This window comes from Pantoea pleuroti (assembly GCF_014156615.1).
In the GTDB taxonomy this organism is placed as follows: domain Bacteria; phylum Pseudomonadota; class Gammaproteobacteria; order Enterobacterales; family Enterobacteriaceae; genus Pantoea; species Pantoea agglomerans.
Genome location: NZ_SBFD01000001.1, coordinates 355,598 through 368,396, shown reverse-complemented (window position 1 = coordinate 368,396; position 12,799 = coordinate 355,598). Strand labels below are relative to the sequence as shown.

Genomic DNA, 12,799 nt, shown 5'->3' with positions numbered 1-12,799 from the left:
TAGTCACGCATTGCCATCCCCTGCCACACTCCGTAAAATCCCTCGCCTGTTTTACCGGATATTGTCCCTGTATTGTGCCTTTGGTGTGACATAACCCAGCGACAGAATCCGATTTACCCAGCCATATATGCTAGCGGGAAGGTTGTTTTGGAGAAAAAATTAGGTCTCGGTGCGCTGACGGCGCTGGTGCTCAGCTCAATGCTGGGCGCAGGCGTGTTCAGTCTGCCGCAAAATATGGCTGCAGTGGCCGGTCCGGCGGCGCTGCTGCTGGGCTGGCTGATTACCGGTGTCGGCATCATCTTTCTGTCGCTGGCGATGCTGCTGCTGACCCGCCTTAAACCCGAGCTGGATGGCGGCATCTTTACCTATGCCCGTGCCGGCTTCGGCGAGCTGATGGGCTTCTGCTCCGCGTGGGGCTACTGGCTGTGCGCCGTGATCGCCAACGTCTCCTATCTGGTGATTGTCTTCTCTGCCCTGAGCTTTTTCACCGATACGCCGGACCGGATTATCTTTGGCGATGGCAACACCTGGCAGGCGATGCTGGGTGCCTCCGTGCTGTTGTGGCTGGTTCACTGGCTGGTGCTGCGCGGCGTTCAGACCGCTGCCAGCATTAATCTGATGGCGACGCTCGGCAAGCTGGTGCCGCTGCTGCTGTTTATTGTGCTGGCGGTGATGGCGTTCAACTATGATCGCTTCCGCTTTGACTTTTCCGGCGTCACGCTGGGACAACCGCTATGGGAGCAGGTCAAGCAGACCATGCTGATTACCCTGTGGGTCTTTATCGGCGTCGAGGGAGCGGTGGTGGTCTCTGCACGCGCGCGCCAGAAAAAGGATGTGGGCCGGGCTACATTATTCGCCGTGCTGGCAGCGCTGCTGGTCTATCTGCTGGTGACACTGCTGTCGCTTGGCGTGGTTCCACGCGCTGAACTGGCTGAGATGCGTAACCCTTCCATGGCGGGGTTGATGACCCGACTGATGGGCAACTGGGGCGATGCGGTGATTGCGGTGGGTCTGGTTATCTCTGTGTGCGGTGCCTATCTGAGCTGGACGATTATGGCCGCTGAAGTGCCGCTGATTGCCGCGCAACAGGGTGCATTTCCACGCAGTATCGCCCGGCAAAACCGCCATAACGCGCCAGCCGCCTCACTGTGGCTGACCAACGGCAGTATTCAGCTCTGCCTGATCCTGATTGCCCTGACCGGTGCGAACTACAACAACCTGCTGACTATCGCCTCTGAGATGATTCTGGTGCCCTATCTGCTGGTGGGGTTATATCTGATCAAAGTGGTACGCGGACAGCATAAGCCGCTGGCGATGGCGACCGGTATCGGTGCCAGCCTGTATGGCATCTGGCTGCTTTACGCCTCGGGGCCATTGCACCTGATGATGTCAGTGGTGCTCTATACACCGGGCCTGCTGCTGTTTCTGTTTGCACGACGCGGTGGCCGCGCAGAGTTTGCGCTGACCTCGCTGGAGCGGATTGCAATGGGATTGCTGATTGCCGCGACGCTGCCCGCCGTATGGCAACTGACGACTTAGCGCCCGGCCCGGCAGGCGTAATGGTTGCAGGCAGTGCGAACCCGGCCAGCGCGAAGCAACCAGGCGTACAGATAGTCCGTGAGGATGGTGAGCACAGCCGAGGTTCAGACTGAGAAATCAGATAGCCTGATGGGAAAGGCTCTTAGTGCGACTGCACAGGTATTGAGACACACAGCAGGTCATCCTGCTGTGTCAGATTCAGCGGCCTGGAATATTCATGATGGATCGCGTCCAGTTGCTCCGCCGAAAGCGGATAAGGAAGCTGAATATCGAAGCGACTAATCTGCTGTTGTTCCGCAAGGGTAATCAGGCGCGCGATATTAATTTCGTCGCTGACCTGAGTAGAAATGATTTGTAATGCTAATTCTTTTAACGGGTCGTCACTGCCCTGTAAGCGGTGTGCCGATTTACGTGTCACCATGCCAAATATCGGCATCACACCATAAATAGCATCGACGAAGCTCCAGCGCTTTTTGCAGGAAGCGGAGAGAAAGTCACTGTAATTGAAGCAGATGCGGTCGGGGTATATGGCTGATGCCAGCTCTTTATCAGACACACTAACGCTCCTCATGGTAATCATCAATATCCCAAACCTGGCGCAAAAAGGCCGCGCTAATGATTGCACATTTTGCCGGTTATATACCAGCAAGCCACGGATATTTCGTGCGGTAACGTAGAGCTCAGGACCAGGAAAAGATATGCTTCCGTCCATCCCTGTCTCTGCTTTGTGAACTATGAACAAAATTGTTTATGTAGAAGATGAACCCGAAGTGGGCTCACTGATTGCGGCTTATCTGGGTCGTCATGATATTGAGGTGATTGTCGAGATGCGCGGCGACCGTGCTGAAGCGGTCATTGCCGAACAGCAGCCCGATCTGGTGATGCTGGATATCATGTTACCAGGCAAAGATGGCATGACTATCTGCCGTGACCTGCGGGCCAACTGGCAGGGGCCGATCGTGTTGCTCACCTCACTGGACAGTGACATGAACCATATTCTGGCCCTGGAGATGGGTGCGCAGGATTACATTCTGAAAACCACGCCGCCGGCGGTACTGCTGGCCCGCCTGCGCCTGCATCTGCGTCAGTCGCAGCAGGGACAGCCGGACGATGCGCCCAGCGCACCCGCCGCCAACCGTATGCTGCGTTTTGGCTCGCTGACCATTGATGCGCTGAACCGCCAGGTCACGCTGTTTGACGAGCAGATCGCCCTTTCCACCGCGGATTTCGATCTGCTGTGGGTACTCGCCAGCCATGCGGGCCAGACGCTTAACCGTGATGCGCTGCTGAAAACGTTGCGCGGGGTCAGCTATGACGGCCTTGACCGCAGCATCGACGTGGCCATCTCCCGGTTGCGCAAAAAGCTGCACGACAGCGCCACCGAGCCGTTCCGCATTAAAACCATTCGTAACAAAGGCTATCTGTTTGCGCCCCAGGCCTGGGATACCCGCGGACTATGAGAAAGCTTTTTATTCAGTTTTATCTGCTGCTGTTTGTCTGCTTTCTGGTGATGGCGCTGCTGGTGGGGCTGGTCTACAAGTTCACCGCTGAACGTGCGGGCCGCCAGTCGATGAATGACCTGATGGCCAGTTCGCTCTACCTGATCCGCAGCGAACTGCGCGAGATCCCGCCGCGTGACTGGAATAAAACCATCAAGAGTCTCGATCTCGGCCTGTCGTTCGATCTGCACATCGAGCCGATGAACAAATATCAGCTTGATGAAGGCAACATGCGTCGGTTGCGCGCCGGAGAGATCGTGGCGCTCGACGATCAATACACCTTTTTGCAGCACATTCCGCGCAGCCACTACGTATTGTCAGTCGGGCCGATTCCCTATCTCTTCTATCTGCATCAGATGCGACTGCTGGATATTGCCCTGCTGATCTTTATAGGTATGTCACTGGCGCTGCCGGTGTTTATCTGGCTGCGCCCCCACTGGCAGGAGATGCAGCGACTGGAAAAAGCGGCTCAGCGCTTTGGCCGTGGCGAGCTGGACGTGCGCACCCATTTTGACAGCACCTCCAGCCTGTTCCGGCTCGGCATCGCCTTTAACCAGATGGCAGAGAACATCAATACGCTGGTTGCCAGTAAGAAGCAGCTGATAGACGGTATTGCGCATGAGCTACGCACACCGCTGGTGCGCCTGCGTTACCGGCTGGAGATGAGCGACAACCTCACGGATGGCGAACGGGTGGCGCTGAATCGCGATATCGGCCAGCTAGAAAGCCTGATTGAGGAGCTGCTGACCTATGCGCGTCTTGATCGGCCGCGCGTCGATCTTAATCTGAAAACACTGGATTTGGCCAACTGGCTGCGCGAGCGGCTTGACGATTTCCGCACTATCAATCCCGACGTGCGGCTCGACCTTGAGCTGCCGCAGCGTGAAAACATCGGCATTTCTGATACCCGCCTGATGGAGCGGGTACTGGATAACCTGGTAAACAATGCGCTGCGTTATGCGCAACAGCGGCTGCGCGTCAGTTTGTGGTTCGACGGTCCGATAGGGTGTCTGCAGGTGGAAGATGACGGTCCCGGCATTCCGCCTGAAGAGCGTGAACGGGTTTTCGAACCCTTTGTCCGGCTGGACCCCAGCCGCGATCGCGCTACAGGCGGCTGCGGACTGGGACTTGCGATTGTTCACTCTATTGCCCTGGCGCTGAGCGGCAATGTGACCATTGAGTCCAGTCCACTGGGCGGCGCCAGCGTTCGCTTTTGCTGGCCGGTTGATCTAACCTTGCGGGAAATTCCGCTGCGTTAAAAAACCACAAGGAGTCTTACGTGACCTCAGCGTATCAACAACTTACCAAGACGTTCCAGCGCCTTTCCCGTTTCAGCCACGTCACGGCCATCGCCGGATGTGACATGCAAACCACCATGCCGCCAGGCGGCAGTCAGGCGCGTGGTGAAGCGCTGGCCGAAATGAGCGTGTTGCAGCACCAGATCCTCACTGCCCCTCAGGTTGGTGAGTGGCTCAGGGCCGCGGAGCAGCAGTCACTGAACGATGTAGAGCGGGCCAATCTCAACGAGATGCAGCGCGCTTACCAGCAGGCCACTCTGCTGCCTGATGATTTTGTTGAAGCCAAATCAATTGCCGGTTCGGTATGTGAACATGCATGGCGCACTCAGCGTCCGGCCAACGACTGGCAGGGCTTCGCCGCCAATCTCAAAGAGGTGGTGCGTCTGAGCCGCGAAGAGGCCCAGCGGCGCGCCGACGCCACTGGCTGCTCGCGTTACGATGCGCTGCTGGATCTTTATGAACCGGGGATGACCCGCGCCCGGCTGGATGAAACTTTTGGCGAACTGAAAACCTGGCTGCCCGATCTGTTACAGCAGGTCGTGGAAAAACAGGCGCAGCAGACTGTTGTCACGCCGCAGGGGCCGTTTGCCCTGCCTGCTCAGCGTCAGCTCGGCCTGAGCATCATGGAAACGCTGGGTTTCGACTTTAACCATGGCCGGCTGGATATCAGTGCGCATCCCTTCTGCGGTGGCGTGCCGGAAGATGTGCGCATTACCACCCGTTACAACGAGAATGAGTTTCTCAGCGCGCTGATGGGCGTGATCCACGAAACAGGCCACGCTCGCTATGAGCAAAATCTGCCGCAGCAGTGGCGCGGGCAGCCGGTGGCGCTGGCGCGCTCCACCGCTATCCACGAATCACAAAGCCTGTTTATGGAGATGCAGCTTGGTCGCAGCCGCGAATTCCTGCAGCGCATTTTGCCGCAGGTCATCGCCACCTTTGGCGACCAGCCTGCCCTGCAGGCGGATAATTTTGTGCGTCTGACCCAGCAGGTTAAGCCTGGCCTGATCCGGGTTGACGCCGATGAGCTCAGCTATCCGGCGCATGTCATTCTGCGTTATGAAATCGAGCAGGCGCTGATTGAAGGCGAGATTGAGGTTGAGGATATTCCGGCGCTGTGGGATGAGAAGATGATGCAGTCGCTGGGTCTGGATACCCGGGGTAACTACCGCGATGGCTGTATGCAGGATATCCACTGGACCGACGGCGCCTTTGGCTACTTCCCGACCTATACGCTGGGCGCGATGTACGCCGCACAGCTGTTCCGCTCGGTACATCTTGCGATTCCTCAGCTCAGCGAGCTGATTCAGCACGGTGAGCTGCAGCCGGTATTCGACTGGCTGCAACAGAACATCTGGCAGCACGGCAGCCGTTTCTCTACCGATCAGCTGCTGATCAACGCCACCGGCGAAGCGCTGAATCCGGCTTTCTTCCGCCAGCACCTTGAACAACGTTACCTGAATAGCTAAGCTCTCGGGCGGTCTGCTGACCGCCCTTTCCCGCCTTTGTACAATCGGTTACACGCCGATACCAAACACCCACGGACACCGTTCATTGATATCCCTATAGTCTCTTCACCGGCCCCGCAGTGGGCTACACATGAAAAAATAGTCTTCGAGGGATTTGCAATGAAAAAATTATTTGCACTGGTTGTCGCCGCTGCTATGGGTATGTCTTCTGTTGCTTTCGCTGCTGACACCACAGCTGCTCCAGCTGCTGCGCCAGCCGCAACAACCACTACTACCGCTGCAGCACCGGCTAAAACCGTTCACAAAACTGCGCACAAGAAACACCATAAAGCGGCTCAGAAAGCGCAGGCTGCTAAGAAACACCACAAAAAAGCTGTGAAAAAAGATGCCGCGCAGAAAGCGCAGGCTGCTAAAAAAGTTCACCACAAAAAAGTAGCTAAACCTGCTGCACAGAAAGCCCAGGCCGCTAAAAAAGTTCACCACAAAAAAGCTACTAAACCAGCTGCTCAGAAAGCCCAGGCCGCTAAAAAAGTTCACCACAAAAAAGCCACTCAGCCAGCCGCTCAGAAAGCCCAGGCTGCTAAAAAAGTTCACCACAAAAAAGTAGCTAAACCAGCTGCACAGAAAGCTCAGGCTGCTAAAAAAGTTCACCACAAAAAAGTTGTGAAACCAGCAGCTAAAAACTAAGGTCGCCTTCAGCGCACGGCCACGAGATGATGATTAAAAACACCCGGTTCTGCCGGGTGTTTCTTTACTGGAGTCGATGATATGGTGCGTCGCTATCGCTTCGAAATTATTCTGCTGGTGATGATCCTGTGTGGCATTGTTGCAGCAAGCTTTTTTGTTTAACCGCTGTAGCGTACTGATTAACCAATAAAACTCCCTTTTTCAACGCTCACCGACTATAGTTACCGTACTTACGTAATAACAATAACGTTAATTTTTTCTCGCCATTGAGATTTCTATGCGCCTGGCTACCCTGTTAATGGTTGGACTCTTCAGCTTTGCCACCACGGTTCATGCCGATGATGACGATGACTCGCCTACTCCTGCTGAAATAAAGATGCTGTTTTTCGGTAAGGATCATCGCCAGGCAATCACCGATATTACCGCTGCCCCCTGGGATGCCATTGGTCAGCTGGAAACCGAAAGCGGCAACCTCTGTACTGCCACACTCATCTCTCCGCATCTGGCGCTGACCGCCGGACACTGTCTGCTTGCTCCGCCGGGTAATTTCGATAAGCCGGTTGCGCTGCGATTTATGGCCAGCGATAAAGGCTGGCGCTACGAGCTTCATGATATTGATGCGCGGGTTGAACCCTCGCTGGCGTCAAAGTTAAAAGCGGACGGTGAAGGCTGGATCGTGCCGAGCAGTGCAGCACCCTATGATTACGGCATCGTGATTTTACGCAATCCGCCCTCAGCGATTACGCCTATTCCGCTGTTCGATGGCTCACGCAGCGATCTCACTGCGGCGCTGAAGCTGACCGGACGCAAAGTGACGCAGGCGGGCTATCCGGCTGATCATCTGGACACGCTTTACTCTCACAGCGATTGCCTGATCACCGGCTGGGCGCAGCGCGCCGTGCTGTCGCATCAGTGTGACACCCTGCCAGGTGACAGTGGTTCGCCACTGCTGCTCAACAGCGATAAAGGCTGGCAGTTAATCGCGGTACAAAGCTCAGCACCGGCAGCGAAAGATCGCTACCTGGCTGATAACCGCGCGATTTCGGTCACCTCGTTTAAAGATAAGCTGGAATCCCTGGCGCAGTAGCCCGCACTCTTACCCTTATTATCGGATGCGCGCCGGTTACGGCGCGCATCCCGGCGTTTAACCCGCTATCTGCTCCATCATCTGCAGAATACGCTTATCTGAGATGGGATAAGGCGTACCCAGTTGCTGAGCAAAGTAACTGATACGCAGCTCTTCGATCATCCAGCGGATGCTCTGCACCTCTTCATCATCCTGACGCTGCGGCGGCAGCTTGTTGCGCCACGCCTGATAAGCCTGCTCCACTGCCTGCACTTTTAACATCCGCGCACGATCGCTGTGCGGATCGGCAGGCAGTTTTTCCAGTCGGCGCTCAATTCCATGCAGATAACGCAGCGTATCGGCCAGTCGCTGCCAGCCGTTGCCGGTGACAAAGCCGCGATAAACCAGACCACTTAACTGCGCTTTGATGTCAGATAACGCCAGCGCCATGGTCATATCGACCCGGCCCTTCAGACGCTTATTGATGTTGAAGACTGCCGTCAGGATCTGCTCGACCTGCTTCGCGATGGTCACCACGGTTTCATTAAGTTCGCCGCGCACTTTGTCACGCAACTGCTCAAAAGAGGTTTGATCCCAGGCCGGACCGCCCGCTTCCCCCATCAGCTTGTCGATGCCACAGGCGATGCAGTCGTCAATCAGCTCCAGCACTTTGCCATAAGGGTTAAAGTAGAGTCCGAGCTTGGCTTTGTTCGGCAACTTCTCGTGCAGATATTTAACCGGTGACGGCACATTCAGCAGCAGCAGGCGACGCTGACCGCGCCACATCATTTTTTGCTGCTCCTGCTCGCTGTCAAACAGACGAATGGCGACGCTCTCTTTCTCGTCGACCAGCGCAGGCCAGGCTTTAACCTGGTAGCTGCCGCGCTTCTGTTCATAACTGCGTGGCAGATCGCCAAAACTCCAGATATGCAGCCCGCTCTGCTCCAGCCCGTCATCCGCCACTTTCGACAGCGTTTCCTGCACTTTGTCTTTCAGCTGTGCCTTAAGCGCAGTGAGATCTTTACCTTCCAGCAGTTTACGGTTGTGCTCGTCGACTACCCGGAACGTCATTTTCAGATGATCGGGCACCTGTTCCCACTGCCAGTTTTCCCGCTCCAGCGTGACGCCGGTCATGCGGCGAAATTCCCGCGCCAGCGCATCAGGCAGCGGCATCTCCATCGCTTTCACCCTTCCTAAAAACGCCTCGGCGTAGTTGGGCGCAGGCACCAGGTTACGGCGCAGCGGCTTGGGCAGCGACTTAATCAGTGCGATGATTAGTTCACGGCGTACACCGGGGATCTGCCACTCAAAACCGCTATCCTCTACCTGGTTCAGCAGCGGCAGCGGAATATGTACCGTCACGCCATCCGCATCTGCGCCCGGCTCAAACTGATAACTCAGCTTCAGTTTGAGGTTGCCCTGATGCCAGAAGTTGGGGTAGTCGAGCTGACTGACTTTATCCGCACCCTCTTTGATCAGCATCTGCTTGTCGAAATTCAGCAGTTCTGCGTTTTCGCGACTGGCCAGTTTCCACCAGCTGTCGAAATGCTTCGCCGAGACCACCTCTTTGCCAATGCGCTGGTCATAAAAAGCAAACAGCGTTTCGTCATCGACCAGAATGTCGCGACGACGGGATTTGTGTTCCAGGTCTTCCACTTCGCTGCGCAGCTTCTGGTTTGCACGGAAGAAGGCGTGTCGGGTCTGCCAGTCGCCCTCCACCAGCGCGTGACGAATAAACAGTTCACGGCTCAGGGTGGGATCGATGCTGCCATAGTTAACTTTACGGGCGGCGACAATCGGCAGGCCATAGAGCGTGACTTTTTCGCTGGCCATCACCGCGCCCTGCGATTTCTCCCAGTGCGGTTCACTGTAGCTGCGCTTGATCAGATGCTGTGCCAGCGGCTCAATCCACTCCGGTTCAATACGGCCCGCCGTGCGGCCCCAAAGGCGGCTGGTCTCGACCAGTTCCGCCACCATGGTCCACTTCGGCGGCTTTTTAAACAGCCCGGAGCCAGGGAAGATCGCGAAGCGGGTATTGCGCGCGCCGGTATACTCCTGCTTATCGGTATCTTTCTGCCCGATATGCGACAGCAGACCACTTAACAGCGCGCAGTGGACGGGCTGCAGCTCAGCCGGTTCACTGTTAACCGGAATGCCGAGTTCACGCACCACCTGCCGCAGTTGGGTGTAGATATCCTGCCATTCCCGCACGCGCAGATAGTTAAGGAAATCGCTTTTGCACTGGCGGCGGAAAACATTCCCGGACAGCGCTTTCTGCTGCTCCGCCAGATAGTTCCAGAGGTTCACATAGGCGAGGAAGTCGGAGTCTTTGTCGGCAAAGCGCCGGTGCTTTTCATCGGACGCCTGTTTTTTATCTGCCGGACGCTCACGCGGGTCCTGAATCGACAGGCCTGCGGTGATAATCATCACTTCACGCACGCAGCCAAATTTCTGCGCTTCCAGCACCATCCGCGCCAGGCGGGGATCCACCGGCAACTGCGCCAGCTGACGCCCGGAACCGGTGAGCTTATAGTGACCGGTCTCTTCGTTCAGGGTCAGCGCGCCCAGCTCTTCCAGCAGGCGGACGCCATCCTGGATATTGCGCTTATCGGGCGCTTCCACAAACGGGAAGGCAGCGATATCGCCGAGGCCCAGCGAGGTCATCTGCAGGATCACTGACGCCAGGTTGGTGCGCAGGATTTCAGGATCGGTAAAGGCCGGACGACTCAGGAAATCATCTTCCGCGTAGAGACGGATACAAATACCGTCTGAAACGCGGCCGCATCGCCCTTTACGCTGGTTGGCAGACGCCTGTGATATCGGTTCAATCGGCAGGCGCTGCACTTTGGTACGAAAACTGTAACGACTGATACGCGCCGTACCGGGATCGATCACATATTTAATCCCCGGCACCGTCAGTGAGGTTTCCGCGACATTGGTCGCCAGCACGATACGACGGCCACTATGCGACTGAAACACCCGGTTCTGTTCGGCGTTCGACAGCCGTGCATAGAGCGGCAGCACTTCGGTGTGCGGCAGATCGCGTTTGTTCAGCGCGTCGGCGGTATCACGTATTTCACGCTCACCACTCATGAAGATCAGGATATCGCCCCGACTTTCGCGGCCCAGCTCATCTACGGCATCAAAAATCGCCTGCAGCTGGTCACGATCGCCATCATCCGCCTCTTCGATCACCGGCCGATAGCGCACTTCAACCGGATAGGTCCGGCCTGAGACTTCAATCACCGGCGCATTATTGAAATGACGCGAGAAACGCTGTGGATCGATGGTGGCGGAAGTGATAATCACTTTCAGATCGGGGCGACGCGGCAACAGCTCTCGCAGATAACCGAGCAGGAAATCGATATTCAGGCTGCGTTCGTGCGCTTCATCAATAATGATGGTGTCATATTGCATCAGCAGACGATCCTGCTGGATCTCTGCCAGCAGAATCCCGTCGGTCATCAGTTTAATCTGCGTCAGGTCGCTGACCTGGTCGTTAAACCGCACTTTATAGCCGACGCAGCCGCCCAGCGAAGTGCTGAGCTCATCGGCAATGCGGTTCGCCACGGTACGCGCGGCCAGACGGCGCGGCTGCGTATGACCAATCAGACCCGTCACACCACGTCCCAGCGCCAGACAGATTTTCGGCAGCTGCGTGGTTTTGCCCGAGCCGGTTTCACCGGCGACAATCACTACCTGGTGATCGCGAATCGCCTCAGCAATATCCTGCTGCTTCTGACTGACCGGCAGATTGTCCGGGAAGGTAATGACTGGCGTGGCCGCACGGCGCTGGGCCACGCGCTGCTCGGCAGCGATAAAGTCCTGCTCAAGCTCGCTGGCAATGCCCTGCTGTGCCTCGGAATTTTTAGCTTTTCTGGCACCCTGTAAACGGCGCTGTAACCGCTGGCGATCGCGCAGCATTACGCCGTCGAGGCGTGACCAGAGCGCTGCCAGTGGGGAAGTATCGGGAGATGACATAATAGTGACGTACCTTACTCAGACGGTGTCGCTGCGCGAAGCAGCGCCCTGCAAGCCGGGATAACCAGCTGATTCAATAAAAATAATTGCGCGCATCATAGCACATTCTGAACTGTTCCGGCGGCTGGCCCCGGTTACGCTTATTCAATAAATTCGAACATGGGTCTCGAAATATTGCGCTTTCACCGCGCCATCGATAACCGTAGAGTGTAAACCATTGAGCGGAAAGTCTTCCGCGTAACAGACAGGAAACCACCATGAGCAAAGTTTTAGTTCTGAAATCAAGCATTCTTGCAGGCTACTCACAATCAAGCCAGCTCGCTGACTTCTATATCGAACAGGCAAAAGCCCAGGGTAAAGAGGTTACCGTACGTGACCTGGCGGCTAACCCAATCCCGGTACTGGATGGCGAGTTAGTGGGTGCAATGCGTCCATCTGATACCCCGCTGTCACCTCGTCAGCAGGAGGCTCTGGACCTGTCTGATGAACTGATCGCAGAACTGCAGGCTCATGATGAAGTGGTGATTGCCGCGCCGATGTACAACTTCAATATCCCGACCCAGCTGAAAAACTATTTCGACCTGATTGCTCGTGCTGGCGTGACGTTCCGTTACACCGAAGCAGGCCCGGAAGGTCTGGTTAAAGGCAAAACGGCAGTTGTTATCTCCAGCCGTGGTGGCATTCACAAAGATACCCCAACTGACCTGCTGACCCCTTACGTCAAGCTGTTCCTGGGCTTCATCGGCATCACTGACGTTGAGTTCGTGTTTGCTGAAGGCATCGCTTACGGTCCGGAGGTGGCCAGCAAAGCGACCGCTGAAGCGAAAGACGCTATCAAGCAGATCGTGACGGCATAAGTCTTTGTCATCTCAGGATGACGCTGTAAAAGACCGGGCCATGCGCCCGGTTTTTTTTCGCCGGTTACTGACTGCTCTCTGCCGCTTTTCTCAGCCACTGACCATTGATGCCGCGCACATATTCCCCCGCGGCCGCACGGCTCACCAGCTTCTGTCCGGCAATACTGGCGACATCGGCCGTGGAGAGATTATTCTGTTCTGCCAGTCGCTGATACTCCTGCTGACGTCCGGCATTAATACGCTGCACCAGTGCCAGCGTTTCACTATCCTGCGCACGTGCCGCCAGATAGCCGGAGAGCGTTTCACCTGCCCGCCCCGATTGCCGCGCCTGATCCAGCGTCAGTGCCCAGGCAGGCTGCGCCACCGTAAGAGCGAGGAACAGCACCGCGCTTATGCGTTTCAT

General features: G+C 56.3%; 11 protein-coding genes. 8 read left to right on the top strand and 3 right to left on the bottom strand.

The features are described from left to right. Positions 1-147: 147 nt before the first annotated feature. Positions 148-1,539 carry a basic amino acid/polyamine antiporter gene (locus tag EPG66_RS01865; RefSeq protein ID WP_064704291.1) on the top strand — a complete coding sequence of 464 codons (1,392 nt, stop codon included), beginning with the start codon at positions 148-150 and terminating at the stop codon, positions 1,537-1,539. Between the two features lie 142 nt (positions 1,540-1,681). On the opposite strand, the gene EPG66_RS01860 is transcribed toward EPG66_RS01865, so the two are convergent. Then, positions 1,682-2,095, bottom strand: a complete 414-nt coding sequence (locus EPG66_RS01860; RefSeq protein ID WP_010244668.1) for a hypothetical protein — start codon at positions 2,093-2,095, stop codon at positions 1,682-1,684. 178 nt (positions 2,096-2,273) lie between these two features. On the opposite strand from EPG66_RS01860, the gene rstA reads away from it, so the two are divergent. From rstA to EPG66_RS01835, 6 genes are all read left to right on the top strand, one after another. Then, positions 2,274-2,999 carry a two-component system response regulator RstA gene (rstA, locus tag EPG66_RS01855; RefSeq protein WP_010244666.1) on the top strand — a complete coding sequence of 242 codons (726 nt, stop codon included), beginning with the start codon at positions 2,274-2,276 and terminating at the stop codon, positions 2,997-2,999. Further along, positions 2,996-4,297 carry a two-component system sensor histidine kinase RstB gene (rstB, locus tag EPG66_RS01850; RefSeq protein ID WP_115758490.1) on the top strand — a complete coding sequence of 434 codons (1,302 nt, stop codon included), beginning with the start codon at positions 2,996-2,998 and terminating at the stop codon, positions 4,295-4,297. Before rstA ends, rstB begins: the two co-directional genes overlap by 4 nt. A 20-nt stretch (positions 4,298-4,317) precedes the next feature. Beyond that, complete coding sequence (locus EPG66_RS01845; RefSeq protein WP_039392257.1) at positions 4,318-5,805, top strand: carboxypeptidase M32; 1,488 nt, start codon at positions 4,318-4,320, stop codon at positions 5,803-5,805. 159 nt (positions 5,806-5,964) lie between these two features. Next, positions 5,965-6,492 carry an acid resistance repetitive basic protein Asr gene (gene asr / locus EPG66_RS01840; protein ID WP_064704288.1) on the top strand — a complete coding sequence of 176 codons (528 nt, stop codon included), beginning with the start codon at positions 5,965-5,967 and terminating at the stop codon, positions 6,490-6,492. Between the two features lie 81 nt (positions 6,493-6,573). Continuing rightward, positions 6,574-6,654, top strand: a complete 81-nt coding sequence (gene ydgU, locus EPG66_RS23320; protein ID WP_010244657.1) for a small membrane protein YdgU — start codon at positions 6,574-6,576, stop codon at positions 6,652-6,654. A gap of 115 nt (positions 6,655-6,769) precedes the next feature. After that, on the top strand, positions 6,770-7,579 hold the full coding sequence (locus tag EPG66_RS01835) for a trypsin-like serine peptidase (RefSeq protein ID WP_010670211.1): 810 nt from the start codon (positions 6,770-6,772) through the stop codon (positions 7,577-7,579). A gap of 57 nt (positions 7,580-7,636) precedes the next feature. On the opposite strand, the gene hrpA is transcribed toward EPG66_RS01835, so the two are convergent. Then, entirely contained in the window at positions 7,637-11,539 is a 3,903-nt protein-coding gene (gene hrpA, locus EPG66_RS01830) for an ATP-dependent RNA helicase HrpA (RefSeq protein ID WP_182685812.1), read from the bottom strand. Positions 11,540-11,796: 257 nt separating this feature from the next. Here hrpA and azoR point away from each other — a divergent pair, with 257 nt between their 5' ends. Next, positions 11,797-12,396, top strand: a complete 600-nt coding sequence (gene azoR / locus EPG66_RS01825) for an FMN-dependent NADH-azoreductase (RefSeq protein WP_010244651.1) — start codon at positions 11,797-11,799, stop codon at positions 12,394-12,396. A 64-nt stretch (positions 12,397-12,460) separates the two neighbouring features. On the opposite strand, the gene EPG66_RS01820 is transcribed toward azoR, so the two are convergent. Next, positions 12,461-12,799: a YdbL family probable chaperone protein gene (locus tag EPG66_RS01820; protein ID WP_083067966.1), complete on the bottom strand. Its 339-nt coding sequence runs from the start codon at positions 12,797-12,799 to the stop codon at positions 12,461-12,463.